General features: G+C 63.9%; 25 protein-coding genes. 16 read left to right on the top strand and 9 right to left on the bottom strand.

What is annotated here, in order from left to right:
* A partial coding sequence (locus NKH35_RS15220) for a hypothetical protein (RefSeq protein WP_352915183.1) occupies window positions 1-187 on the top strand: 187 nt, incomplete at its 5' end.
* 3 nt (window positions 188-190) lie between these two features.
* On the opposite strand, the gene secA is transcribed toward NKH35_RS15220, so the two are convergent.
* Window positions 191-2,923: a preprotein translocase subunit SecA gene (gene secA, locus NKH35_RS15225; RefSeq protein WP_023672992.1), complete on the bottom strand. Its 2,733-nt coding sequence runs from the start codon at window positions 2,921-2,923 to the stop codon at window positions 191-193.
* 244 nt (window positions 2,924-3,167) lie between these two features.
* Between secA and NKH35_RS15230 the strand changes: the two genes are divergently transcribed.
* Window positions 3,168-4,088: a peptidylprolyl isomerase gene (locus NKH35_RS15230; protein ID WP_023672991.1), complete on the top strand. Its 921-nt coding sequence runs from the start codon at window positions 3,168-3,170 to the stop codon at window positions 4,086-4,088.
* 46 nt (window positions 4,089-4,134) lie between these two features.
* On the opposite strand, the gene NKH35_RS15235 is transcribed toward NKH35_RS15230, so the two are convergent.
* Window positions 4,135-4,722 (bottom strand): TetR/AcrR family transcriptional regulator, encoded by a 588-nt coding sequence (locus NKH35_RS15235; RefSeq protein ID WP_023714960.1) that lies wholly within the window; start codon window positions 4,720-4,722, stop codon window positions 4,135-4,137.
* Window positions 4,723-4,836: 114 nt separating this feature from the next.
* Window positions 4,837-6,066 carry a caspase family protein gene (locus NKH35_RS15240; protein WP_352915186.1) on the bottom strand — a complete coding sequence of 410 codons (1,230 nt, stop codon included), beginning with the start codon at window positions 6,064-6,066 and terminating at the stop codon, window positions 4,837-4,839.
* A 169-nt stretch (window positions 6,067-6,235) separates the two neighbouring features.
* On the opposite strand from NKH35_RS15240, the gene argJ reads away from it, so the two are divergent.
* The 5 genes from argJ (at window position 6,236) to NKH35_RS15265 (ending at window position 9,382) form a co-directional block, all read left to right on the top strand.
* Entirely contained in the window at window positions 6,236-7,477 is a 1,242-nt protein-coding gene (gene argJ, locus NKH35_RS15245) for a bifunctional glutamate N-acetyltransferase/amino-acid acetyltransferase ArgJ (protein WP_023751714.1), read from the top strand.
* A 29-nt stretch (window positions 7,478-7,506) separates the two neighbouring features.
* Entirely contained in the window at window positions 7,507-8,256 is a 750-nt protein-coding gene (locus tag NKH35_RS15250) for a GNAT family N-acetyltransferase (protein WP_031244048.1), read from the top strand.
* On the top strand, window positions 8,253-8,669 hold the full coding sequence (gene mutT / locus NKH35_RS15255; RefSeq protein ID WP_023685791.1) for an 8-oxo-dGTP diphosphatase MutT: 417 nt from the start codon (window positions 8,253-8,255) through the stop codon (window positions 8,667-8,669). Before NKH35_RS15250 ends, mutT begins: the two co-directional genes overlap by 4 nt.
* Before the next feature lie 97 nt (window positions 8,670-8,766).
* Window positions 8,767-9,075 (top strand): hypothetical protein, encoded by a 309-nt coding sequence (locus NKH35_RS15260; protein ID WP_352915189.1) that lies wholly within the window; start codon window positions 8,767-8,769, stop codon window positions 9,073-9,075.
* A 124-nt stretch (window positions 9,076-9,199) separates the two neighbouring features.
* Window positions 9,200-9,382 carry a Flp family type IVb pilin gene (locus NKH35_RS15265; RefSeq protein WP_023672984.1) on the top strand — a complete coding sequence of 61 codons (183 nt, stop codon included), beginning with the start codon at window positions 9,200-9,202 and terminating at the stop codon, window positions 9,380-9,382.
* Between the two features lie 12 nt (window positions 9,383-9,394).
* Here NKH35_RS15265 and NKH35_RS15270 read toward each other — a convergent pair whose 3' ends face one another.
* Window positions 9,395-10,267: a methyltransferase domain-containing protein gene (locus NKH35_RS15270; protein ID WP_023733657.1), complete on the bottom strand. Its 873-nt coding sequence runs from the start codon at window positions 10,265-10,267 to the stop codon at window positions 9,395-9,397.
* Between the two features lie 72 nt (window positions 10,268-10,339).
* Between NKH35_RS15270 and NKH35_RS15275 the strand changes: the two genes are divergently transcribed.
* The 4 genes from NKH35_RS15275 (at window position 10,340) to NKH35_RS15290 (ending at window position 12,804) form a co-directional block, all read left to right on the top strand.
* Complete coding sequence (locus NKH35_RS15275) at window positions 10,340-11,125, top strand: ComF family protein (protein WP_196813620.1); 786 nt, start codon at window positions 10,340-10,342, stop codon at window positions 11,123-11,125.
* 22 nt (window positions 11,126-11,147) lie between these two features.
* Window positions 11,148-11,429, top strand: coding sequence for a glutaredoxin 3 (gene grxC / locus NKH35_RS15280; protein ID WP_023672982.1), 282 nt, complete (start codon window positions 11,148-11,150; stop codon window positions 11,427-11,429).
* A gap of 86 nt (window positions 11,430-11,515) precedes the next feature.
* Complete coding sequence (locus tag NKH35_RS15285; RefSeq protein WP_352915192.1) at window positions 11,516-12,382, top strand: carbon-nitrogen hydrolase family protein; 867 nt, start codon at window positions 11,516-11,518, stop codon at window positions 12,380-12,382.
* Window positions 12,379-12,804, top strand: coding sequence for a DUF1178 family protein (locus NKH35_RS15290; protein WP_023672980.1), 426 nt, complete (start codon window positions 12,379-12,381; stop codon window positions 12,802-12,804). Before NKH35_RS15285 ends, NKH35_RS15290 begins: the two co-directional genes overlap by 4 nt.
* Before the next feature lie 4 nt (window positions 12,805-12,808).
* On the opposite strand, the gene NKH35_RS15295 is transcribed toward NKH35_RS15290, so the two are convergent.
* The gene (locus tag NKH35_RS15295) at window positions 12,809-13,294 is read right to left on the bottom strand and encodes a MarR family winged helix-turn-helix transcriptional regulator (RefSeq protein WP_023672979.1); all 486 of its coding nucleotides are present in this window, start codon (window positions 13,292-13,294) and stop codon (window positions 12,809-12,811) included.
* A 101-nt stretch (window positions 13,295-13,395) separates the two neighbouring features.
* Here NKH35_RS15295 and NKH35_RS15300 point away from each other — a divergent pair, with 101 nt between their 5' ends.
* Window positions 13,396-14,286, top strand: a complete 891-nt coding sequence (locus NKH35_RS15300) for a DMT family transporter (RefSeq protein ID WP_352915194.1) — start codon at window positions 13,396-13,398, stop codon at window positions 14,284-14,286.
* 87 nt (window positions 14,287-14,373) lie between these two features.
* On the opposite strand, the gene NKH35_RS15305 is transcribed toward NKH35_RS15300, so the two are convergent.
* From NKH35_RS15305 to NKH35_RS15320, 4 genes are all read right to left on the bottom strand, one after another.
* Window positions 14,374-14,706, bottom strand: a complete 333-nt coding sequence (locus NKH35_RS15305) for an MmcQ/YjbR family DNA-binding protein (protein WP_023685781.1) — start codon at window positions 14,704-14,706, stop codon at window positions 14,374-14,376.
* Between the two features lie 23 nt (window positions 14,707-14,729).
* The gene (ubiG, locus tag NKH35_RS15310) at window positions 14,730-15,479 is read right to left on the bottom strand and encodes a bifunctional 2-polyprenyl-6-hydroxyphenol methylase/3-demethylubiquinol 3-O-methyltransferase UbiG (protein WP_023672976.1); all 750 of its coding nucleotides are present in this window, start codon (window positions 15,477-15,479) and stop codon (window positions 14,730-14,732) included.
* Window positions 15,480-15,564: 85 nt separating this feature from the next.
* A complete protein-coding gene (locus NKH35_RS15315; protein ID WP_352915197.1) occupies window positions 15,565-15,864 on the bottom strand; it encodes an antibiotic biosynthesis monooxygenase family protein in 300 nt (99 codons plus the stop codon).
* Window positions 15,861-17,702 carry a CHASE3 domain-containing protein gene (locus NKH35_RS15320; protein ID WP_502906982.1) on the bottom strand — a complete coding sequence of 614 codons (1,842 nt, stop codon included), beginning with the start codon at window positions 17,700-17,702 and terminating at the stop codon, window positions 15,861-15,863. Before NKH35_RS15320 ends, NKH35_RS15315 begins: the two co-directional genes overlap by 4 nt.
* 245 nt (window positions 17,703-17,947) lie before the next feature.
* On the opposite strand from NKH35_RS15320, the gene NKH35_RS15325 reads away from it, so the two are divergent.
* The 4 genes from NKH35_RS15325 (at window position 17,948) to prmC (ending at window position 23,514) form a co-directional block, all read left to right on the top strand.
* Window positions 17,948-19,201: an aspartate kinase gene (locus tag NKH35_RS15325; RefSeq protein ID WP_023672973.1), complete on the top strand. Its 1,254-nt coding sequence runs from the start codon at window positions 17,948-17,950 to the stop codon at window positions 19,199-19,201.
* Window positions 19,202-19,284: 83 nt separating this feature from the next.
* Window positions 19,285-21,555 (top strand): phosphoenolpyruvate--protein phosphotransferase, encoded by a 2,271-nt coding sequence (gene ptsP / locus NKH35_RS15330; RefSeq protein WP_023693992.1) that lies wholly within the window; start codon window positions 19,285-19,287, stop codon window positions 21,553-21,555.
* A gap of 8 nt (window positions 21,556-21,563) precedes the next feature.
* Window positions 21,564-22,643: a peptide chain release factor 1 gene (gene prfA, locus NKH35_RS15335; RefSeq protein ID WP_023672971.1), complete on the top strand. Its 1,080-nt coding sequence runs from the start codon at window positions 21,564-21,566 to the stop codon at window positions 22,641-22,643.
* Complete coding sequence (gene prmC, locus NKH35_RS15340; protein ID WP_023733654.1) at window positions 22,636-23,514, top strand: peptide chain release factor N(5)-glutamine methyltransferase; 879 nt, start codon at window positions 22,636-22,638, stop codon at window positions 23,512-23,514. Before prfA ends, prmC begins: the two co-directional genes overlap by 8 nt.
* Window positions 23,515-23,606: the final 92 nt, after the last annotated feature.

The raw sequence follows: 23,606 nt of genomic DNA on the forward strand, positions 1-23,606 counted from the left end.
CTGCGATCAACTCTTCGCCGCCCAGAAGCTCAATCGTCTCGGCCCAGCCGTCATCAACAAGCGATTCGTGTGTCATCGCAGTGTAGAATCACACCCGATTCCGCAGGGCAATACCTATCTTAGCGCCTATGCCCTTGAGGGGGAGATGGCCGGCAGGCCAGAGGGGGGTGCTGTCCCGCCGACCTAATGATCAAGCAAACGCGCCATGGCAGTGCTTGTATTTCTTGCCGGAGCCGCAGGGGCAGGCTTCGTTGCGGCCGATCTTGCCCCAGGTCGCCTGGTTGTTCGGATCGCGGTCTTCGGGAGCGACGATGGCGTTGCTCTCCTGGCGGACCAGAAGTGCGGTCTCGCCACCCTCGAAATCGTCCTCGCCCGTGGTGCCGTCAATGTGGCTGCCGAACATTTCAGGCGCTTCGGGCGGCGGCGCTTCGGCGGCCTGGCGGACCAGTTCGACGCGCATCAATTGCGCGGTGACGGCCTGGCGCAAATTGCCGAGCAGCGCCTGGAACAGCTCGAACGCCTCGCTCTTGTATTCCTGCAGCGGGTCACGCTGGGCGTAGCCGCGGAAGCCGACGACCGAACGCAGATGGTCGAGGTTGACGATGTGCTCGCGCCACAGATGATCGAGCGTCTGCAACACCACCGAGCGTTCGACATAGCTCATCACGTCTGGGCCGAAGCGCTCGGCGCGCTCCTTGGCGGCGGCGTCGGCGGCCTTGGTCAGGCGCTCGCGGATGTCGTCCTCGGCAATGCCTTCTTCCTTGACCCAGTCCTCGACCGGCAGGTCGAGATTGAGGAATTCGGCGACCTCGGCCTTGAGGCCGGCGACGTTCCACTGCTCGGCATAGGCGTTTTCGGGGATGTTCTTGGTGACGATCTCCTCGATGACGCCTTCGCGCATCTCGGCGATCGTCTCGGACAGGCCTTCGCCGTCCATCAATTCGATGCGCTGCTCGAACACCACCTTGCGCTGGTCGTTCGAGACGTCGTCGTATTTCAACAGGTTCTTGCGGATGTCGAAGTTGCGCGCTTCGACCTTCTTCTGCGCCTTTTCCAGCGCCTTGTTGATCCACGGATGGATGATGGCCTCGTCTTCCTTGAGGCCAAGCTTCTGCAGCATGCCGTCCATGCGCTCGGAGCCGAAGATGCGCATCAGATCGTCCTGCAGCGACAGGAAGAATTTCGAACGGCCGGGGTCGCCCTGGCGGCCGGAGCGGCCGCGGAGCTGGTTGTCGATGCGGCGCGATTCATGGCGCTCGGTGGCGAGCACGTAGAGGCCGCCGGCGGCTAGCGCCTTTTCCTTCAGGCGCTCGACATCGGCAATGATTTCCTTTTCGCGCGCCTCGCGCTCGGGACCAGCAGGCATGTCGCCCAGTTCGTCCTCGATGCGCATCTCGGCGTTGCCGCCGAGCTTGATGTCGGTGCCGCGTCCCGCCATGTTGGTGGCGATGGTGATGGCGCCGGGCTTGCCGGCCTGGGCGACGATGGCCGCTTCGCGCTCGTGATGGCGGGCGTTCAGCACTTCGAAATCCTTGAACCCTTCCTTGCGCAGGCGCTCGGCCAGTTGCTCGGATTTTTCAATGGAGGTGGTGCCGACCAGCGTCGGCTGGCCCTTGGCGCGCGCTTCCTTGATCTCCTTAACGATCGCCTTGTACTTCTCCTCGACCGTCCGGTAGACCTCGTCGTCCTCGTCCTTGCGGATGACCGGCAGATTGGTCGGGATCTCGGTGACTTCGAGGCCGTAAATGTTGCCGAACTCCTCGGCCTCGGTCAGCGCCGTGCCGGTCATGCCGGACAGCTTCTTGTAGAGGCGGAAATAGTTCTGAAAGGTGACGGAGGCCAGCGTCTGGTTTTCCGGCTGGATCGCCACATGCTCCTTGGCTTCGAGCGCCTGGTGCAGGCCTTCCGAATAGCGGCGTCCCGGCATCATGCGGCCGGTGAATTCGTCGATGATGACGATCTCGTCATTGCGGACGATGTAGTCCTTGTCCTTCTGGAACAGCCGGTGCGCCTTCAGCGCGTTGTTGACGTGGTGGACGATGGCGACGTTCTCGACGTCATAGAGCGACTCGCCCTTGAGCAAACCGGCCGCGCGCAGCAGGTTTTCCAGCTTCTCGGTGCCTTCTTCAGTGAAGATCGAGGTCTTCTGCTTCTCGTCGATCTCGTAGTCGGCTGGGCCGAGCTGCAGCATGAAGGCATCGATGGTGTTGTACATTTCCGAACGGTCCTCGAGCGGACCGGAAATGATCAGCGGCGTGCGCGCCTCGTCGACCAGGATGGAATCGACTTCGTCGACGATCGCGTAATTGTGGCCGCGCTGCACCATCTGCGCGCGCTCATACTTCATGTTGTCGCGCAAATAGTCGAAGCCGAGCTCGTTGTTGGTGGCATAGGTAACATCGGACGCGTAGGCGACGCGGCGTTCCTCGTCGGACAGGCCATGGACGATGACGCCGACCGAGAGGCCGAGGAATTTGTAGACGCGGCCCATCCATTCGGAGTCGCGGGTGGCGAGATAGTCGTTGACGGTGACGACATGGACGCCCTTGCCGGCAAGCGCGTTGAGATAAACGGGCAGGGTGGCGACCAGGGTCTTGCCCTCGCCGGTGCGCATTTCGGCGATGCCGCCATTGTGCAGCACCATGCCGCCGATCAGCTGCACATCGAACGGGCGCATGCCGAGCACGCGGCGGGATGCCTCGCGGACGGTGGCGAAGGCCGGCACCAGCAGGTCATCGAGCGTAGCGCCGTTGGCGATATCCTGGCGGAATTTTTCCGTGCGGGCCTGAAGTTCGGCGTCGGACAGCGCCCGCATCTCGTTTTCCATGGCGTTGATCGCCTCGACACGCGGCCGGGTCGATTTTACGCGGCGATCGTTGGAGGAACCGAAAACCTTACGGGCGAGACCGCCGAGACTGACCATCCGATGGTCCTTTCGATAGAATTCTCAATTTTGAGATGAGCGCCGGCCGGCCCCATCAATTCCGCGTGAAACGCGGACAAACACAAAAAGCGCCCGGAAAACGGTTCTGGACGCAAAGTCGTTGGACAGATAAGAGGGGGCTCAACTGATGTCAACGCCGCGTTAGCCCTATGGGCAGCGCCAAATTCCGCCACAATCCGGCTGATCTGCAAGCCCTACCAATCCCCCCTTGGAGTTAATCTTGATGTCCTTACTGTTTCGCCGTGCGTCGCTCGCCAGCCTTGGCCTGGCTTTCGGCCTGTCGGCCCTGTCGCTGTCTCCGCTGATGGCCCAGGAAGCCGCTCCCGCCCCGGCCAATGCCGCAGCAGCGCCGGCGGCAGCCCCCGTCGATCCGAACGCCGTCATCGCTACCGTCAATGGCCAGAAGCTGACCGAGGCGGACCTTGGGCTTGCCGAGGGCGAGCTGTCGCAGCAGTTCTCGCAGTTGCCACCCGAGCAGCGCCGCGCCGCCGCCCTTTCGGCGGCCATCGAAATCCGCGTCATGGCCGCCCAGGCGGTCGCTACCGGGCTCGACAAGGATCCCGAATTCCAGCGCCGCATGGCGTTTCTGCAGCAGCGCGCGCTGCATGGCGAGATGGTCGAGAAGGGCGTCGTCGACAAGGTTACCGATGCCGAGGTGCGCGCCCGCTACGACCAGGAAATCGCCAGCACGCCGCCGGTCAATGAGATTCATGCCCGTCACATCCTCGTGAAGACGAAGGAAGAGGCCGAGGCGATTATCAAGCAGCTCGATGGCGGTGCCGACTTCCAGAAGCTCGCCAACGAGCATACCAGCGATCCCTCGGGCAAGACCAATGGCGGCGATCTCGGCTGGTTCGGCCCGGGGCAGATGGTGCCGGAATTCGACAAGGCGGCAGTTGCGCTCGAAATCGGCAAATACACCAAGGAGCCGGTGCAAACGCAATTCGGCTGGCATGTCATCAAGCTCGAGGACAAGCGCACCAAACAGCCGCCGGCCTTCGACGACGTCAAGGACCAGGCCAAGCAGGCGGTGATCCGCGACAAGTATTTCGCACTGGTCAAGCAGCTGCGCGGCGCCGCCAAGGTCGAAATCCCCGACGCCAATCTGAAGAAGGCCGTCGACACGATGGAAGCCGGCAAGTAAGGCCGGCACCGAAAAAACATGCAAAGGGCGCCGTTCGGCGCCCTTTTCAATTGCGGGAGATGCCTGACATCACATAGCGGACAGTGGCAAGGATTGTCGCCTCATCTTCGTCCAGCCGGTTGGTCAAAAGGTGTTTCCAGGCATAGGAAGCGATGAGGTCGGCGACCAGCGCTGCGTCGATATCGGCCGCAACCTCGCCGCGCGCTTTGGCGCGCTCGATGATCCGAGCGGTGTGGGACACGCGCCCATCGGCATAGCCAGTCAGGGCCGCGGCCGCCGCTTCGTCCGACTGGGCCTCGGCGATCAGCGAGCGGAATACGCTGCCCGAGGATGTGTCGCGCCAATGCGCGAAGAGGTTCCTCAGGAAACCGACGAGGTCGTCTTCGAGACTGCCGGTATCGGGGACGTCGACACGCTTTTGCCGCTTGTAGACCTCTAACAGCAGGGCCGCCTTGCTCGGCCACCAGCGATAGATCGTGGGTTTGCCGGCGCGCGCCCGCCGCGCCACGGCCTCTATGGAGAAGCCGGCATAGCCGGCCTCGACCAGCACCGCCTCCGCGGCCTCGAGAATGGCCTCGGCGCTGTCTGGGTTGCGCCGCGCCCCGATCGATCTGCGCGCCGGATCCTCGCCCATGTCTGTCCTCGCCAACAATCTCGCCGGCAATATAGGTGAGCTGGCAGGCAAACGAAACGGCCCGTTTCCAGCGCTTGTAGAAGCAGGTCTCACATTCGCCCTTCGCGGGGATTTTCAGTTCATCGCTTGCGAGGTTTCCGAGGCGATCCGCCACTGGCCGTTGCTCTTCACCAGCCCAAGCGTGACGCGTGCCTTGCCGGTCATGCGCGCCGCCGATTTGTCTTTCGACACATAGTCGTAGCTCATCGCGAACACGGCTTCGGCGCGGTTCTCGCCCTGCGGCGTCACCTCGAGGCTGCCGGGCTCGAGACTGAACGACCAGGATGCAAATTGCGCGAACCAGTCCGTCTTGAGCTTGACGACGGCGTCGCTGTCATAGCGCGTGCCGAAGATGGTGGCGGAAGGCGCATAGAGCCGCTTGACGGTCTCGCCGATCGCCGCGGCATCGGGCGCAAGATAGTCGTCGCGCAGGAATTTCTCGATTGCGGTCTTGTCGTCGCCTACAGACCGTTCGAGTGCCGCAACCTTTGTTTCGGGCGCCGGGGGGACGGCGGGCTTCGGCTGTGCAACCGTTTCGCCGCCGGGCACAAACTCAAACCGTTCGAGCAGCGAACCCTGTTCCCATGGGCGCTGTCCCTCGCGGGTTTCGGAGACCACGTCGCGGCGCACCGCGATCATCATGTCGTTGATGCTCTGGCCGGGCTCGGCCATGTGTCGCAGCAGGGCGGCGGCGAACGGCGAATTGCGCCCGGTGCCGTCCATGGCGACAGCGCCTGGCGCCGTCGAGAAGGCGATGAAGGAGCCGCGCGTCGAATCGAACTGCGCCAGACCGGCAAGCGCCGTTGCCGAGCGCGTGGTGGCGGTGCGGCTCAGGCTGCGGGCAAAGGGATTGTTGCGGCAGGCGTCAAGGAAAACCAGGCTGACCTTGGTCTGCTGCTCCATGATGTCGAGGACTTCGTCGATCGGCACGGCTTCGAGCTGCAGCTTGACCGGCATGTCGAGCCGGGCGTCGACCGGCACGATGTAGTTGCGCCCTTCCACCTGCAAGCCGTGGCCGGCGTAATAGAAAAGCCCGACGCCCGCACCTTCCAGCGCATCGGAAAATTCGCCGATCTTGCGCTCGAGTTCGCGCTTGCCGAGATCGTTGCCCTCGATGACGTCGAAGCCGATCGAGCGCAGCTTGCCGGCAATATCGAGCGCATCGTTGACCGGATTGGTGAGCGTGCCGGCTTCGGCATAGGTGCCATTGCCGATGACCAGCGCCACGCGCCGTTCCGGCTGCGCATCGGCGCTCAGGAGCAAAAGCCCCATAAACGCCACCGCCAAGATCACCAGCCTGCCCATGGCCGATATCATAACGCCAGAGGCCCCGCCGACGCCAACGGATTTGAAATGCAAGCTTAATCCCTGGTGGCTTGCCCACAGCGGCGGCCAAGAAAACGCCCTTGCGCCGGGCCGTGCTATCGGGCAAACCGGCCTTCGCCTAGTGTTTTTCCGTCGCCCGAGGTCCCCAATGTACGCAACGATTTCGCCGCTCGCGCCGAAGAAATATCCCAAAATGCCTGCCATTGAGGGCGTGCGCATCGCCACCGCAGAGGCCGGGATCAAGTACAAGAACCGTACCGACCTCTTGGCCATGGTCTTCGATGCCGGCACAGCGGTTGCCGGCGTGTTCACGAAGTCGAAATGCCCCTCGGCGCCGGTCGACTTCTGCCGCGAGAACCTTGGCGCCGGCAAGGCGCGGGTGCTTGTGGTCAATTCCGGCAACGCCAACGCCTTCACCGGCAAGAAGGGCCGCGCCTCCACCCAACTGACCGGCGAGGCCGCGGCCAAGGCCGCAGGCTGCACGCCAGGCGAAGTGTTCCTCGCTTCTACCGGGGTAATCGGCGAGCCGCTCGACACCACCAAATTCAGCCATTTGCTGGCCGGACTGGTCAAGGACGGCAAGCCGGATCTGTGGATCGAGGCGGCAAAGGCCATCATGACCACCGACACCTATCCGAAAGTGGCGACAGCGACGGTCAAGCTCGGCGACACCGACGTCATCATCAATGGCATCTCCAAGGGCGCCGGCATGATCGCGCCCGATATGGCGACTATGCTGTCCTTCATCGCCACCGATGCGCCGATCGCCGCCCCCGTGCTGCAGGACTTGTTGTCGCGCGGCACGGCCAAGACCTTCAACGCCGTCACCGTCGACAGCGACACCTCGACCAGCGACACGCTGCTGTTGTTCGCCACCGGAGCCGCTGCCAAGCGCGGCGCGCCCGCCATCAGCGATCCCAAGGATGCGCGTCTCGGCGCGTTCCGCCGGGCGCTGGGCAAGGTGCTCAAATCGCTGGCGCTGCAAGTGGTGCGCGACGGCGAGGGCGCCCGCAAGCAGGTCGAAGTCACCGTTACCGGCGCCAAATCGGCGCGCTCGGCCAAGCGCATCGCGCTGTCCATCGCCAATTCGCCGCTGGTCAAGACGGCGGTTGCCGGCGAGGACGCCAATTGGGGCCGCGTCGTCATGGCCGTCGGCAAGGCCGGCGAGCCGGCCGATCGCGACCGGCTGTCGATCTGGTTCGGCGACAACCGTCTGGCGCATGAGGGCGAACGCGACCCGGGCTACTCCGAGGAAGCGACCTCGGCCTATATGAAGCGCGACGACATTCGCATCCGCGCCGATATCGGTATCGGCCGCGGCAAGGCGACGGTGTGGACCTGCGACCTCACCAAGGAATATGTCGCCATCAATGGCGATTACCGGAGCTGATGGAGTTGGCTTCCAGGCATCCGGCAAGCATGCTCGCCATCGTGCGCCGCTACGAGGCTGCGGGGTTTCGCGCCTGGCCGGCGGCGGCCGTGCATTATGACGGCACCTGGGTGGTGCGGCTGACAGCCGGCCATCCGGCCAAGCGGCTGAACTCGGTCAACCCGCTCGATCCCGGCGACACCCAGCACATTGCCGAGCGCATCGGCCGCGCCAGCCGGCGCTTCGACGCCTATGGCAGGCCGCTGACCTTCCGCATCTCGCCGCTGTCGGGGCCGGACCTAGCCAAGCATCTCGACAATGAGGGCTGGAGCACATTCGACGAATCCCTGGTGATGCGGCTGCCGCTGGCGGACGCGCAACTGGCGCCGGCCATGGACCAGATTCCGCTGAAGGATATCAGCCGCTTTCTCGGCGCGTCGCTCAAGGTCAGCGGCTCGGATGCATCGCTGCGGCCCGGTCTTTCGGAAATCATCGGCGCTATCCAACCCGAAGTCGGGCTGTTTGCGCTGGAGGAAGGGGCCGACCCTCTGGCGGTGCTGATCTGCGTCCATGACGGCGATCTTGCCGGCCTGTTTGAGATCGCCACCGCCAAGTCGGCGCGCAATCAGGGCCATGGCCGCAACCTGATCCTGTCGGCGCTGAAGTGGGCGAGGCTGCGTGGCGCTCGCGAAGCCTGGCTGCAGGTCGAGGCCAGCAATGCGCCGGCGCTGGCGCTCTATCGCTCGCTGGGCTTCGACGAAGTCTATCGCTACCACTATCGCCGGCCGCCGGGCGCATGAGCGAGATCACCGGCAAACGCCTGCTGCTGGTCGCCGCGTGCGCGCTGGTCGATACCGATGGGCGGGTGCTTCTGGCGCAGCGGCCCGAGGGCAAACAGCTTGCCGGCCTGTGGGAATTTCCCGGCGGCAAGGTAGAGCCAGGCGAGACGCCGGAACAATGCCTGATCCGCGAACTGCAGGAAGAAATCGGCATCGAGACTGACATTCCTTGCCTGGCGCCGCTCACCTTCGCCAGCCATTCCTATGATGATTTCCATCTCCTGATGCCCCTGTTCGTCTGCCGCCGCTTCCGCGGCATCGCGCAGCCCAGGGAAGGGCAGGCGTTGAAATGGGTGCGGCCAAAGCAGATGCGCGACTATCCCATGCCGCCGGCCGACGCGCCGCTAATCCAGTTCCTCATCGACCTGTTGTGATACAAAGCCATTTCGCGGTCTGATCTAGCCAGCGTTAATGGAAGATTTATCTCGTCGTGAAAAATTGCGGCAAAGCGGGTTCGCGGGGAGCGATTGCATGAGCCTCGACAGGGAATGGGACTCGATCCGGCCAGATCGCAGCTTTCGCGCCGCCGGCGTCGGCTTATTGCGCGTCACGCTGTTGTTCGGCTCGGCCGCAGTGGCGCTGGCGCTGATCGCGGTCCCCGTGCTGGACAACCAGACGCGATCATCCAGCCGCGATGCTCGTGCAGGCGGTCTCGACCCGATGAGCACGGGTTCAATCGGCTCGCGGGCCACCTATACGCTGCGCAGAAGCGTGCTGCAGCCCTCACCGAGCTCAGTCTGCATCATCCGCGCCGGCGGCCAACGCAGCGGCGACTGCTGACCAACAAGGTCAACACCAGCGTGAGAACTTCAACGCAGGCCCATTTCACAGCCTGTTAAGCTTGTGCCGTTAACCTTTCTTAACAGGTCGGCGATATGGTCGGGGATGAGAGGGATCGACGATCATGAAGCCATTGCTGCGCCGATTTTTGCAGGACGAAACAGGCGCCACGGCCATTGAATATGGCCTGATCGTTGCGGTGCTGTCGCTTGCCATCGTCGGGGGTGTCGGCAAGGCCAGCAATGCGATCCAGTTTCTGTTCAGCGACAACAACAGCAGGCTCGCAAACGCCTTCGCCGAGCACTGATCCGGAGCGCCGTCACCGCCCGCCGGGGTTTTCCAGTATCGTCTTCAGCGAGACCTTCGCCGAACCCGGTTTCAAGGGCTTTTGCTGCGAGGCATCGGGCGCCCAGCCCGACATCCAGACGATGGAAAAGCTTGCCCTGATGCGGCCATCAGCGTCCGAAAAGCGTTCGGCATAGATTTCGGCGGCACGGGTAAAAAGCTTTCGCGCTCCCGGTCGCCGGCTGCGATCAGTCAGCGCGCTGGTTTCGCCCATCGCCCTGAGATCGGCAATGAGGTCGAAGAGGGTATCGTAGCGGACGGTCACCGTTTCGACGTCGGCCACCGGCAGCGCCAGTCCGGCGCGCTGCAGCAGTGCGCCGGCGTCGCGAACATCGGTGAAGGGGATGACACGCGGGCTGGCGCCGCCATAGAGTTCGGTCTCGGCGGCGAGCAGGCTTTCGCGCAATTCGGAAAGCGTGCCGGCGCCGGCAAAGGCGCCGAGGAAAAGCCCGTCGGGCCGCAGAGCGCGGCGGATCTGCACCAGCATGCCGGGAATGTCGTTCATCGCCTGCAACGACAGAAGTGAAACGACGAGGTCGAGGCTTTCCGGCTGGAACGGCACTGTTTCCAGCGGTGCTATCAGCCCTGGCCGGCCGTCCAGAAACGCTGGATCTGCCTCGACGCGCACGATCTCCGCTGCCTTGCCGCTTGCAGCGACCACGTCCGTTGCGTCCGGCGTCTGGCAAAACAGCACCGCGGCCTTGCCGAATTTCCGCTCGACCGCGCCGAGCCGGTCGGCAAGGTCTTCCGCCGCCCGCCGCATCAGAAAATCCGCGCCGGCTACGGGGTGGGCCAGCGCCCTGCGCTTGCGCACCAGCCAAAGTTCAGTATCGATGATCGGCTGCAACGGTAGACATCCCTGTTTGTCCGTCTAGTGATATCCTGGCGCGGACGACAAAACCACGTGGCCGATCCGGTGATGGAGATCAAGAGCCTCGCTCAAACCATGTTGAAACTGGCCATGTTGGACTGGCCGGCGCGGATGCTGTTCCCGCCGGTCTGTGCCGGCTGTCGCAGGCACGTCTCGCAACCCGGCGTTTTGTGCGGTGCCTGCTGGCCGAAACTCAGGCTGCTGGAGCGGCCATGGTGCGCGGTGATGGGCACGCCATTCACGCACGATATGGGCGAGGGATTCCTGTCGGCCGAGGCGATCGCCGATCCGCCGCCGTTCGAGCGGGCGCGGGCGGCCGTGGCCTATTCAGGTGTCGCCCGCCAGATGGTGCAAGGTCTGAAATACCAGGATCGCACCGATCTGGCGCCGTGGATGGCGCGCTGGATGCTGCGCGCCGGCGCTGAGGTAATTGCAGACGCCGATGTCGTCGTACCGGTGCCGCTGCACTGGCGGCGCTTCTTTCGGCGGCAGTTCAACCAGTCGGCGGAGTTGGCAAGGGCGGTTGCGCAGCTTAGCGGGCTGCCTTTCTCGCCCTCGGCGGTCCGGCGCGTCAAGCTCACGCGCCAGCAGGTCGGGCTGGAGCGGCAGGAGCGCGAGGACAATGTGCGCGCCGCCTTCCGTGTGCCTGCGGAAGCCGAAATCGAGATCACTGGGCGCCGCGTGCTTCTGGTCGACGATGTCTACACCACCGGCGCTACCGTGCGCTCGGTCGCCAAGGCGCTGAAGAAGGGCGGCGCCGGAGCGGTCGATGTGCTGACCTTTGCGCGTGTCCTGCCGGGGGACTTTCGGGCCGACGAGTCCGCGACTATATAAGGTCAAAGAAAGGCACGGACCGATGCTCGATGTGACGATTTACACCCGTATGATGTGCGGCTATTGCGCAGCGGCCAAGCGGTTGCTCGACCGCAAGGGCGTCGCCTACACCGAGCATGACGCTTCGTTTTCGCCGGAATTGCGCCAGGAAATGATTTCGCGGGCGCATGGCCGCTCGACCTTTCCGCAGATTTTCATCGGCGACACGCATGTCGGCGGCTCCGACGACCTCCACGAGTTGGAGGCACGGGGGCAGCTGGATAGGCTGCTTGCCAACGGCTCGACGACAAAGAGCGGTTCGTAGCGCCGCTCTATGTCTTTGTTTTTACGCAATTCCGGACGGAAAACCGTTACACACTTTTCCTGGAATTGCTCAAAGAGGACGTGACGATGGGTATTTTCAAGGCGGCGGCGATCCAGATGCGTTCGGGCGAGAGCCCCGAGCGCAACGCGGTCGATCTCGAACGGCTGGTGCGCGAAGCGGCAGGCCTCGGTGCAACCTACATCCAGACCCCGGAAATGACCGGTGCGCTGATCCGCGACAAGGAAGCCAGGGCTGCTTCCTTCACCTTGGAAGAAAAGGACATCGTCGTGGCGGCCGCGCGCAAGCTCGCCAGCGAACTCGGCGTCTTCCTGCACATCGGCTCGACCGCCATCCTGCGCACCGACGGCAAGCTCGCCAACCGGGCGCTGCTGTTTGGGCCGGACGGCGCCACCCTTGCCACCTACGACAAGATCCACATGTTCGATGTCGACCTCGACAATGGCGAGAGCTGGCGCGAATCCGCCGCCTATGAGGCGGGCACCGAGGCCGTCGTCACCGAGATCGACGGCGCTAGTCTCGGCTTTGCCGTCTGCTACGATCTACGCTTTCCACAGCTGTTCCGCGCCGAGGCGATGGCCGGCGCCGACCTCTTGTCGGTGCCTGCCGCCTTCACCCGCCAGACCGGCGAGGCGCACTGGCATGTGCTGCTGCGAGCCCGTGCCATCGAGAACGGCGCCTATGTGGTTGCTGCAGCACAAGGTGGCCTGCATGAGGATGGCCGCGAAACCTATGGCCATTCGCTGATCGTCGACCCATGGGGTCGAATTCTCGCCGAGGCCGACCATGACGATCCGGAGGTGATCATCGCCGAGATCGACACGGCGCAGTCGTCGGCCGCGCGTAAGAAAATCCCCAATCTCAAGAACGCGCGTGATTTTGCCGTCAATGCCGGCGCAGTGGAAGCGCCGCGGCTCAGGGGCGCGGCTTCGTGATCCGCTTTGCCCTGATCTGCGAGCACGAGCACGAATTCGAGGGCTGGTTTCGCAGCAATGACGATTTCGACACGCAGAAGAAGCGCGGCTTCGTCGATTGCCCGAGCTGCGGCTCGCACAAGGTGCAAAAGGCGCTGATGGCGCCAGCCGTCTCCACCGCGCGGAAGCAGGAAACAATTGCGCTGGCCATGGGCGAAACCCAGAAGCAGGCGCTGGCGCAACTGAAGGCGATGGCCGAGAAGGTGCGCGAGAATGCCGACTATGTCGGCGACAAGTTTGCCGAAGAAGCGCGCAAGATCCATTTCGGCGAGAGCGATGCGCGCGGCATCTATGGCGAGGCGACGTTGGACGAAGCCAAGAGCTTGGCCGAGGATGGCATCGATTTCATGCCGATCCCGAGTTTTCCCGAGGAGCGCAATTGAGCGATCAGCTGGCGCTATCGATCAATTTGCCAAGCAACTGAGCCAGTGCCCCCCGCTCCGTGCCGGTGAGCCCGGCGAGGATTTCATGCTCGTTGGCGACGTGGGCGGTCAGGGCTTCGTCGATCAAGGCCAGACCTTTTTCGGTCAGTTGCACGACAATGCCACGCCGGTCGTTGGGGTGCGGGCCGCGCAGGATCAGTCCGGCCTTCTCAAGCCGGTCGAGCCGGTTGGTCATGGCGCCGGAGGTCACCATCGTCGCCTCGTAGAGAGCGGTCGGTGTCAGCGCGTAAGGCTGGCCGGAGCGGCGCAGCGTCGCCAGCACATCGAATTCGCCGGCCTGCAGTCCGAAACGGGCAAACAGCGGGGCGAGGCGCTCGCGGGCGATTAGCGAAGAGGCTTCGTTCAGCCGCCCAAGCACCAGCATCGGCGACACCTCCAGGTCCGGCCGTTCCCGCTTCCATTGCTCCACCGCCTTTGCCGCGCGATCCATCTGTCTCACCGCTAAGTATCTTGACGTTAAGAATCTTTGTGGTATGCTACCTCAAGATACAGTTTCGACCCAGTGCCGCAAGTGAGTGACGGGACCATCCGATGAAATTTCTCTGGGAATCGGCGCTTGGCCTGCTGGTCGTCACCGGCGGCCTGCTCGGCCTGACCCTGCCGTTCGGCAAGCTGGCGACGGCTGCCGGCGTTCCGGCCATGGTCTGGGCCTTCGTCATCTCGTTCGGCGCCGGGGGCGTGCTGCTGTGCGCGTTGCTCGCGAACGGCGAGCGCATGCGGCTCACCTCGCACAGACTGCGCTATTTCTTCATCACCGCCGCCGTGTCCTACGCCGTGCCCAATCTGCTGATGTTTTCGGCAATCCCGCATCTCGGCGCCGGCTATACCGGCATCATGTTCACGCTGTCGCCGGTCATCACACTGGTGTTTTCGATCCTGCTTGGCGTTCGACGGCCAAATATGCTCGGCAGTATCGGTATCGCCGTCGGCTTCATCGGCGCCGTCATGGTGGCGGTGACGCGCGGCGAGGCCGGCCAGCCGGCCGATTTCTTCTGGGTACTGGTCGGACTTTTGATCCCGGTCAGCCTTGCCGCCGGCAATATCTATCGCACCGTCGACTGGCCCAAAGGCACTGGTCCGATCGAACTGGCCGTCGGCAGCCACCTGGCCTCGGCGACGCTGCTGCTGATCGGCATTCTCACGCTGTTCGGCGTTGGCGCTTTCGCCCCGCTCAGGGCCGTGCCGCTGGTTGTCGTGGCGCAAGTCGCTTCGGCCTCGGCGATGTTTGCCTTCTTCTTCCGGCTGCAGGCCGTGGGCGGTCCGGTCTATCTCAGCCAGATCGGCTATGTGGCGGCGGCCGTCGGCCTGTTTGCCGGAACCATCTTCCTCGGCGAGCACTACCAGTTGCTGACTTGGGCCGGCGCGGTGATCATCACCATCGGCGTGATCATCACCACCAAGGCGCAGAGCCAGAAGGCATAGGGTCTTTGGTTTACGCAATTCCCTAGGCAAAGCGCTATGCGCTTTTCCCGGGAAAACCGCTTCACACTTTGCTCGAACTGCTCAAGCTCAAATTTGGCTCGCGTCGAGGCGCTTCCGTAGCGCCGGCGGGGCGACGTTTCGCCAGGCCGTCCGAACTGCGCTGCGGAATGTCTGTTCGTCGCAGGCTTCGAGCATAATCGACGTCCATCCCTTTTGGCCCCAGCCGCCTGTCACGGGCCTGAAAACCGATGGCTCAGCCGCGGCCATCATCTCTTGCTGGTCGCGGTCGAGCTTGACGACAGCACGGTCGGCTTCGGGCAGCGAGACGAAGATACGGTTGCGGACGCGGAAGTCAGCCTTGCCGAAATGCGATTGCTCGACCGTTTCGGGCAGATCGAGCGCCAGCTCTCGGGCCCTCATAGTGTCCACGGCCGCCCCTTCGTTCAGACCGATCGTTTTTCCGCCAGCACCATATAGTTGACGTCCATGTCCTTGGAGCGTGCCCAGCGGTCGGCGAGAGGATTGTAGGTCACGCCGGTGCGGTCGATGATGGTCATGGCGGCGCTGCCGAGCGCCTTTTCAAGCTCTTCGGGCCGCACCAGCTTGCCGAACTGGTGGGTGCCGCGCGGCAGCCAGCGCAGCACATATTCGGCGCCGATGATGGCTAGGCCCAGTGCCTTCAGCGTGCGGTTGATGGTGGCCACGAACATGATGCCGCCGGGCTTGACCATCTCGCCGCACTTGCCGATGAACAGGTCGACATCGGCAACATGCTCGACGACTTCCATGTTGAGGACGACGTCGAATTTCTCGCCGGAATCGGCCAAATCCTCAGCGGTCGTAGCGCGATAATCCACCGTCACGCCGCCTTCGGCCGCGTGCAGCTTCGCCACCTCGATGTTGGTTGCCGAGGCGTCGGCGCCGACCACTTCGGCTCCAAGCCTTGCCATCGGCTCGCACAACAATCCACCACCGCAGCCGATATCGAGGAAACGCAGGCCTTCGAACGGCCGCGCCGCCCGCGGATCGCGGCCGAAGCGCGCCGCCACCTGGTCCCGGATATAGGCCAGCCGGACCGGGTTGAATTTGTGCAGCGGACGGAATTTGCCGTTCGGGTTCCACCATTCGGCGGCAAGCGCGGAAAAGCGTTCCACTTCTCCGGCATCGATTGTCGATCGTCGGGCCTCTGGCATGGGGCGGGTCTCCTCGGACGCTAGGAAGTCGGGTGCCGGGGCAAGAAAGTCAAGGCCGGTTTTATGCGACTGCTGGCAAGTCGACCTAGGGCCTCGAGATCACAATCGCCGCATGTCCCATCTCAACACTCGCGGGATCGATGGCCCGCATCGCTTCGCAATCGCCGATCTCGGCCATGATGCGGCCCGCGGCGGCGAGAGCCTGCTCGCGACTTCGCCAGCGCACGACATCGACCCAGCTGCCATCGTCCCGCCGCGCCAGGCCGCGGTTTACGAAACCAGGTTGCCGCGCCAGCCAGTCGGCGACCAGGTTGTTGGCGGCGGCAAAGCCCGCTTCCGCTCCAGGCTTGAGGCGAAAGGTGACGATTTCCAGGGTCTCGGTCATTTTGCGTCCAGCACGTCGCGCAATTTCGCCGCCAGCTGCTCGATGGTGAAGGGCTTGGCCAGGAAATGCACGTCATGGTCGAGCACGCCATTGTGGACGACGGCGTTCCTGGTGAAGCCGGTGGTGAAGATCACCTTCAGCTTCGGCATGCGCGCCAGCGCCTCCTCCGCGAGCTTGCGGCCATTCATCACCGGCATGACGATATCGGTGAACATGAGCGCCACACCAGGGTTGTCGCCCAGCTTTTCCAGCGCTTGCTGGCCGCTTGCGGCATGAATGACGGTGTAGCCGAGTTCGCGCATGGCATCGGCGGTGGAAGCCCGCACGCGTGGATCGTCCTCCACGACAAGGATGGTTTCGGTGACCGGCACGGCAGGATTTCCGGCTCGTTCCGAAGATATGGCGGCCTCTTCCGGGCCGAAGAAGCGCGGCAGGTAGATCCTGATCGTGGTGCCTTGGCCGGGTTCCGAGTAAATCTTGACGTGTCCGCCGGACTGTTTGACGAAGCCGAACACTTGGCTCAGCCCGAGGCCGGTGCCCTTGTCGACCGGCTTGGTGGTGAAAAATGGCTCGAAAGCCCGCTCCATGACGTCCGCCGGCATGCCGGCGCCGGTGTCGCTGACCGCGATCATCACATACTGGCCGTCTTTGACCTCGGCATGGGTGGCGGCGTAGCTCTCGTCGAGGTGGCTGTTGGCGGTCTCGATGGTCATCTTGCCGTCCTCGCCCATGGCGTCGCGCGCATTGACCGCCAGATTGAGAATGGCATTTTCGAGCTGGCTCGGATCGGCATGGGTCTTCCACAGGCCGCCAGCCAGCACGGTTTCGATGCGGATGGTTTCGCCGAGCGCCCGCCGAAGCAGGTCCGACATGCCGGCGACCAGACGATTGGCGTCTACAACCTGAGGCGCGAGCGGCTGCTGGCGCGAGAAGGCAAGCAGCCGTGACGTCAAGTTTGCGGCCCGGGTCGCCGCATCGGTCGCCGCTTCGATGAATTTCATGATGTCGTGCTCGCCCCGCGTCAGCTTGCGCTGGGCGAGGTTCATGGCGCTGATGATCACCGCCAGCATGTTGTTGAAATCGTGGGCGATACCGCCGGTCAGCTGGCCCACAGCCTCCATCTTCTGCATCTGGCGGATCTGCGATTCGGCCTTTTCACGCGTCTGGATTTCGTTGCCGAGCTCGATGTTCTTGCGCATCAGCTCTTCCTGGGCGATCGCCACTGCGCGGAACCGGCGGCGCGAAAGGCGAACCGTGTAGGCGCCAAGCAGGAAGATCGCCAGCAGCGCCGCTATCGAGCCGATTCGCAGCCAGTTTTCGACCAGGTCGGTATGAGCGTCGCGCGCGGCGATGGCTGCGCCGCCAATGCGCCGGATCGTGTCCATGCTGGCCCGGATCTGGTCCATGGCGGCCTTGCCCTGGCCGCTGCGGACCAGTTCCAGAGCTTTTGCCGCATCGCCGCGATCGTAGAGTGCAATCGTCTCAGCCAATTCGGCCTGGTTTTGTGAAAGCGCGTCCTTGACGTGGTTGATCTGCTGCACGAGTTCGTCGTCGGGCGCGGTCATGCCGTCGATGCGGGCAAGCTGGCCCGGAATGGCGTCGACCGCCTGCCGATAAGGCTGGAGGTAGGATTTCTCGCCGGTCAGGAGATAGCCGCGCTGGCTGGTCTCGGCCTCCTGAGCCATCGTAAGCAAACCGGAAAGCAATTCCTGATACTCGACCGCCTGGCGCGCGGCCTCACGATTGGCTCTCTGGGTCTCGACCAGCACGGCGCGTGTGCCGACGATCAACGCCAGCACGGCGAAGCCGATGAACAGCGGCAGCGATTGCCACCGCATGGCGCGTCGAAGGCGAACAATCATTCGATATGCCGGACCAAAAGGAGTTTCCCGCGGGCAGCATTTGGTAAGCGGCGGCGGGGCCGAACGCAATATGCCGCGATCCTGAAGCCGGCATCCGCCGCCAGCCTTGCGAAACCGTGATCATTTGGCTAAGGAGGCGCGCATTCAGCGGCCGGCTTCTGTCGAGCGCTTACTTCCCCTTTCGGTCCTGGGCCGGCTTCAGTCAAAGGCATTTCGCTTCCATGGCGCGCATCGTGATGAAATTCGGCGGAACCTCCGTCGCCGACATCGCCCGCATCCGCAATGTGGCGCGTCACGTCAAACGCGAGGTCGATGCCGGCCATGAGGTCGCTGTCGTGGTTTCGGCGATGGCGGGCAAGACCAATGAACTGGTTGGCTGGACGCGCGAAGCCTCGCCCATGCACGACGCGCGCGAGTATGACGCCGTGGTCGCCTCGGGCGAGCAGGTGACTGCCGGCCTGCTGGCGATCACACTGCAGAATATGGGCGTCCATGCCCGCTCCTGGCAGGGCTGGCAGATCCCGATCAAGACCGACAACGCGCATGGCGCGGCGCGCATCCTCGAAATTGACGGCGCGTTCCTGATCAAGCGCTTCGGCGAGGGCCAGGTGGCTGTCGTCGCCGGCTTCCAGGGCATCGGCCCGGACAACCGCATCGCCACGCTCGGCCGCGGCGGCTCCGACACAAGCGCGGTGGCCATTGCCGCGGCGGTCAAGGCCGACCGCTGCGACATCTACACCGATGTCGACGGCGTCTACACCACCGATCCGCGCATCGAGCCGAAGGCGCGGCGGCTCAACAAGATTTCGTTCGAGGAAATGCTCGAAATGGCCTCGCTCGGCGCCAAGGTCTTGCAGGTGCGCTCGGTCGAGCTTGCCATGGTGCACAGGGTGCGTACGTTCGTGCGGTCGTCCTTCGACGATCCCGATGCGCCCGGAATGGGGGATTTGCTCAATCCTCCGGGAACGCTCATTTGCGACGAGGAAGAGATCGTGGAACAGCAGGTCGTCACCGGAATTGCCTACGCCAAGGACGAAGCGCAGATTTCTCTGCGCCGCGTCGGCGACCGCCCGGGCGTTGCCGCCGGCATTTTCGGCCCGCTGGCCGAGGCCAACATCAATGTCGACATGATTGTCCAGAACATCTCCGAGGACGGCAAGTTCACCGACATGACCTTCACCGTGCCGTCCGGCGACGTGGACAAGGCGTTGGCCGTGCTGGAGCGTCTGAAGGCTTCGATCGGCTATGACGTGGTGCAGTCGGAAGCCGGCATGTCGAAGGTTTCGGTCATCGGCATCGGCATGCGCAGCCATGCCGGTGTGGCCGCCACCGCTTTCAAGGCGCTGGCCGACAAGGCGATCAACATCCGCGCCATCACTACCTCCGAGATCAAGATTTCGATACTGATTGACGGTCCCTACACGGAACTCGCGGTTCGTACTTTGCATTCCGTGTACGGTCTGGATAAGCAGTAGCGAGAGCGATTTGAGTTGTTGCGTGTGCGCCGGTCGCAGTGGAAACTGCGGCGGGCAAAATGCCCATTGGAGAAGAAGCCGCGATGCGTGATACGGCCAGCGGCCCGCGCGTTCTGCTGAAACGGCTCCGCGAGCTCATGCAGGAGCCGCTGGAGCCGCAGGAGCGGCTCGACCGGATCGTGCGCGACATCGCCTCCAACATGGTCGCCGAGGTCTGCTCGCTCTATGTGCTGCGCGCCGATTCGGTGCTCGAACTCTATGCCACCGAAGGTCTGAACCCGAACGCCGTCCATCTGGCGCAGCTGCGGCTGGGGCAGGGGCTCGTCGGCACCATTGCCGCGAGCGCGCGGCCGCTCAACCTCTCAAATGCGCAGGAACATCCGGCCTTCGCCTACCTGCCGGAGACGGGCGAAGAGATCTACAATTCCTTCCTCGGCGTGCCCGTACTCAGGGCAGGGCGCACGCTGGGCGTGCTGGTGGTGCAGAACAAGACCATGCGCCACTACCGCGACGACGAGGTCGAGGCGCTGGAAACGACCGCCATGGTGATCGCCGAGATGATCGCCACCGGCGATCTCGCGCGCCTGACCCGGCCCGGCCTCGAACTCGACCTGCGCCGTCCCGTCAGCTTTACCGGCCTGTCCTTCAACGAGGGTGTCGGCCTCGGCCATGTCGTGCTGCATGAGCCACGCATCGTCGTCACCAATCTGTTCAACGAGGACAGTGAGGAAGAGGTGCGCCGGCTGGAGACGTCGCTCGGTTCGCTCAGGCTTTCCATCGACGACATGCTGGAGCGGCGCGATGTCGCCTTCGAGGGAGAACATCGCGAGGTGCTCGAGGCGTATCGCATGTTTGCCAACGACCGCGGCTGGGTGCGCCGGCTGGAAGAGGCGATCCGCAACGGCCTGACGGCGGAAGCGGCGGTGGAAAAGGTGCAGAGCGACATGCGCGCCCGCATGCTGCACATGACCGATCCTTATTTGCGCGAGAGGATGAGCGACTTCGACGATCTCGCCAACCGGCTGCTGCGCCAGCTGATGGGGCGCGGGCCTGACGACGTCGCGGCGTCACTGCCGAAGGATGCCATCCTGGTCGCGCGCTCGATGGGCGCGGCCGAACTGCTTGATTATCCGAGGGACAAGCTGCGCGGCGTGGTGCTGGAAGACGGCGCTGCCACCAGCCATGTCGTCATCGTAGCGCGCGCCATGGGCATTCCGGTCGCCGGCCAGATGAAGGGCGCCGTTTCCATGGCGGAAAACGGCGATGCCATCATCGTCGACGGCGAGGAAGGCACCATCCATCTGCGGCCGCAGCCGGACCTCGAAGCCGCCTATGCCGAAAAAGTGCGTTTCCGGGCGCGCCGGCAGGAAGTCTACCGGGAACTGCGCAAGAAGCCGTCGGTGACCAAGGACGGCGTCCAGGTCGACCTGCTGATGAATGCGGGCCTGGCCGTCGACCTGCCGCAGCTGGCCGAGGCGGGTGCGGCCGGCATCGGCCTGTTCCGCACCGAATTGCAGTTCATGGTGGCCTCGACCTTCCCGCGCGCCGAGGCGCAGGAGCGGCTCTACCGCGACGTGCTGGACGCGGCGCGCGGCAAGCCGGTCACCTTCCGCACCATCGACATCGGCGGCGACAAGGTGCTGCCCTACTTCAAGGGCGCTATCCAGGAAGAAAACCCTGCGCTCGGCTGGCGCGCGATCCGGCTGACGCTCGACCGGCCGGGTCTGCTCAGGACCCAGATCCGCGCTCTGCTGAAGGCCTGCGGCGGGCGCGAACTGAAGCTGATGCTGCCGATGGTGACCGAGCTCGGCGAAATCGCCCAGGCGCGCGAGATCATCGACCGCGAAGTGCGGCATCTCTCCCGCTTTGCCCACCATCTGCCGACCAGCCTCAAGGTGGGCGCCATGCTGGAAGTGCCGTCGCTGCTGTTCCAGCTCGACGAGTTGATGAAGGCGGTCGATTTCGTCTCGGTCGGCTCCAACGACCTGTTCCAGTTCGTCATGGCGGTCGATCGGGGGAACACGCAGCTCTCCGACCGCTTCGACACGCTGTCGACGCCGTTCCTGCGGGTTCTGAAGCAGATCGCCGACGCCGGGGTTCGCAACCACACGCCGGTGACGCTGTGCGGCGAGCTTGCCGGAAAACCCATTTCCGCCATGGCGCTGATCGGCCTTGGCTACCGCTCGATCTCGATGTCTCCAGCCTCGATCGGCCCGGTCAAGGCGATGTTGACCGAACTGCCACTGGAGGAATTGGAGGCTTTCTTTGCCGACAATCTGATGGCGCCAGCTCAAGGGCTGCCGATGCGGGCGCTGCTGCAGGCCTTCGCCGACGACCGCTCCATCCCGCTATAGCATTAGCCATGGTCAATCTTCCCCGCGAGCGTATGGATCAGGTCGTCAAGCGTTTCGAGATGCTCGAAGCGCAGATGTCGGCCGGCCCGGCGGCCGACGCCTATGTGAAGATGGCCTCGGAATATGCCGAGCTGCAGGACATGGTGGCCAAGGTCAGGGAACTGCGCTCAGTCGAGCGCGAGCAAGCCGACCTCGAGGCGATGCTTGCCGACAAGGGCACCGATGCCGAGATGCGGGCCCTGGCGGAGGCAGATCTGCCCGGCGTCGAAGCGCGTATCGAAGAGCTGCAGAAGGACATCCAGATCCTGCTGTTGCCCAAGGATGCGGCCGACGACAAGAACGCCATCCTTGAAATCCGCGCCGGCACCGGCGGCGACGAGGCGGCATTGTTTGCCGGCGACCTTTTTCGCATGTATGAGCGCTATGCCGCCGAACGCGGCTGGCGCTTCGAGACGGTGTCGGCCAGCGACGGCGATGCCGGCGGCTTCAAGGAAATCATCGCCACCATTTCCGGTAGGGGAGTCTTTGCCCATCTGAAATTTGAATCCGGCGTGCACCGCGTGCAGCGCGTGCCGGCGACCGAGGCCAGCGGGCGCATCCACACTTCGGCGGCGACGGTTGCCGTACTGCCGGAGGCCGAAGAGGTCGACATCGACATTCGCGCCGAAGACATCCGTATCGACACGATGCGCGCCTCGGGTTCGGGCGGCCAGCACGTCAACACCACCGATTCTGCGGTGCGCATCACCCATTTGCCGACCGGCATCATGGTGGTGCAGGCGGAGAAGTCGCAGCATCAGAACCGGGCGAAAGCCATGCAGATTCTGCGTGCGCGGCTTTACGACCTCGAGCGCAGCAAGGCGGACGAGGAGCGCTCGGAGTCACGCAAATCGCAGGTTGGTTCGGGCGACCGTTCGGAGCGCATCCGCACCTACAACTTCCCGCAGGGCCGCCTTACCGACCATCGTATCAACCTGACGCTCTACAAGCTCGACCGGGTGATGATGGGCGAGCTCGATGAGGTCATCAATGCGCTGATCGCCGACCATCAGTCGAAGCTGCTCGCCGATATTGGCCTCGATGGCTGACATGTTGCCCGGCGCGCTCGGGCCGTTGTTGCGGGTGGCGCGGGAGCGGCTTGCCGCGGCCGGCCTTTCCGACCCGGCGCTGGATGCCAGGCTTATCGTCGAGCATTTTTCCCGCACGGACCGTACGCAGGCGATCGCCGACCCGCAACGGACGGTCGATGCGGGTGCGGTTGCCGCAATCGGCGCTGCTCTGCAGCGCCGCATGACCGGCGAACCGGTTCACCGCATCCTCGGGTTTCGCGAGTTTTACGGCCTGCGGCTGTCGCTGTCGCCGGAAACGCTGGAGCCGCGGCCGGACACCGAAACGCTGGTCGAGGCGATCCTGCCTTTTGCCGGCGCGACGGCCGAAAGGCTGGGGGAATGCCGTATCCTCGATCTCGGCACCGGTACCGGCGCGATTGCGCTGGCGCTGCTCAGCGCGGTTCCGGCCGCGACCGCCACCGGGGTCGATATTTCACAAGACGCGCTGGCAACCGCGATACGCAATGCCGAGCAACTCGGACTCGCCGGCCGGTTCGTGGGGCTGCAGTCTGACTGGTTCGAAAAAGTTTCGGGCCGATACCATGTAATTGCCGCAAACCCTCCCTATATATCGTCTAAAGACGTTGGAAATCTGCAGGACGAGGTCCGCGATTTCGATCCGCACAGAGCCCTTGATGGCGGTGTGGACGGTCTTGGCCCCTACAGGATCATCGCCGCCGAGGCGGCAAAGTTTCTGGAAGCAGAAGGCAAGATAGCGGTCGAGATCGGCCACACGCAGCGCAATGAGGTCAAAGACATATTCGCGGCAGCCGGCTACAGGCTGGCCGGGGCATTTGTCGATCTTGGCGGAAACGACAGGGTTCTTATGTTTGAACAGGGAAAGCCTTGACGCAGTGCAAAAAAGCGCTTGGCAATGCCGGGGAATGCGGCTAGGGTCCGCCCTAACCGGATGAGACGAAGCAGGCAGTGCTCTTAGCGATT

Origin of the sequence: Mesorhizobium sp. M1143, from assembly GCF_040318435.1 — a bacterium.
Classification (GTDB): Bacteria; Pseudomonadota; Alphaproteobacteria; order Rhizobiales; family Rhizobiaceae; genus Mesorhizobium.

Excerpts from the sequence above, each read along its gene's own strand:
- NKH35_RS15275 (WP_196813620.1), top strand. The coding sequence starts at position 10,340 with ATGGAGATCAAGAGCCTCGCTCAAACCATGTTGAAACTGGCCATGTTG.
- NKH35_RS15250 (WP_031244048.1), top strand. The coding sequence starts at position 7,507 with ATGCTCGCCATCGTGCGCCGCTACGAGGCTGCGGGGTTTCGCGCCTGG.
- argJ (WP_023751714.1), top strand. The coding sequence starts at position 6,236 with ATGTACGCAACGATTTCGCCGCTCGCGCCGAAGAAATATCCCAAAATG.
- NKH35_RS15240 (WP_352915186.1), bottom strand. The coding sequence starts at position 6,066 with ATGGGCAGGCTGGTGATCTTGGCGGTGGCGTTTATGGGGCTTTTGCTC.
- prfA (WP_023672971.1), top strand. The coding sequence starts at position 21,564 with ATGGTCAATCTTCCCCGCGAGCGTATGGATCAGGTCGTCAAGCGTTTC.
- NKH35_RS15285 (WP_352915192.1), top strand. The coding sequence starts at position 11,516 with ATGGGTATTTTCAAGGCGGCGGCGATCCAGATGCGTTCGGGCGAGAGC.
- NKH35_RS15230 (WP_023672991.1), top strand. The coding sequence starts at position 3,168 with ATGTCCTTACTGTTTCGCCGTGCGTCGCTCGCCAGCCTTGGCCTGGCT.
- ubiG (WP_023672976.1), bottom strand. The coding sequence starts at position 15,479 with ATGCCAGAGGCCCGACGATCGACAATCGATGCCGGAGAAGTGGAACGC.
- NKH35_RS15300 (WP_352915194.1), top strand. The coding sequence starts at position 13,396 with ATGAAATTTCTCTGGGAATCGGCGCTTGGCCTGCTGGTCGTCACCGGC.
- NKH35_RS15325 (WP_023672973.1), top strand. The coding sequence starts at position 17,948 with ATGGCGCGCATCGTGATGAAATTCGGCGGAACCTCCGTCGCCGACATC.
- NKH35_RS15320 (WP_502906982.1), bottom strand. The coding sequence starts at position 17,702 with ATGCGGTGGCAATCGCTGCCGCTGTTCATCGGCTTCGCCGTGCTGGCG.
- NKH35_RS15260 (WP_352915189.1), top strand. The coding sequence starts at position 8,767 with ATGAGCCTCGACAGGGAATGGGACTCGATCCGGCCAGATCGCAGCTTT.
- mutT (WP_023685791.1), top strand. The coding sequence starts at position 8,253 with ATGAGCGAGATCACCGGCAAACGCCTGCTGCTGGTCGCCGCGTGCGCG.
- prmC (WP_023733654.1), top strand. The coding sequence starts at position 22,636 with ATGGCTGACATGTTGCCCGGCGCGCTCGGGCCGTTGTTGCGGGTGGCG.
- grxC (WP_023672982.1), top strand. The coding sequence starts at position 11,148 with ATGCTCGATGTGACGATTTACACCCGTATGATGTGCGGCTATTGCGCA.
- NKH35_RS15265 (WP_023672984.1), top strand. The coding sequence starts at position 9,200 with ATGAAGCCATTGCTGCGCCGATTTTTGCAGGACGAAACAGGCGCCACG.
- NKH35_RS15295 (WP_023672979.1), bottom strand. The coding sequence starts at position 13,294 with ATGGATCGCGCGGCAAAGGCGGTGGAGCAATGGAAGCGGGAACGGCCG.
- NKH35_RS15235 (WP_023714960.1), bottom strand. The coding sequence starts at position 4,722 with ATGGGCGAGGATCCGGCGCGCAGATCGATCGGGGCGCGGCGCAACCCA.
- secA (WP_023672992.1), bottom strand. The coding sequence starts at position 2,923 with ATGGTCAGTCTCGGCGGTCTCGCCCGTAAGGTTTTCGGTTCCTCCAAC.
- ptsP (WP_023693992.1), top strand. The coding sequence starts at position 19,285 with ATGCGTGATACGGCCAGCGGCCCGCGCGTTCTGCTGAAACGGCTCCGC.
- NKH35_RS15305 (WP_023685781.1), bottom strand. The coding sequence starts at position 14,706 with ATGAGGGCCCGAGAGCTGGCGCTCGATCTGCCCGAAACGGTCGAGCAA.
- NKH35_RS15315 (WP_352915197.1), bottom strand. The coding sequence starts at position 15,864 with ATGACCGAGACCCTGGAAATCGTCACCTTTCGCCTCAAGCCTGGAGCG.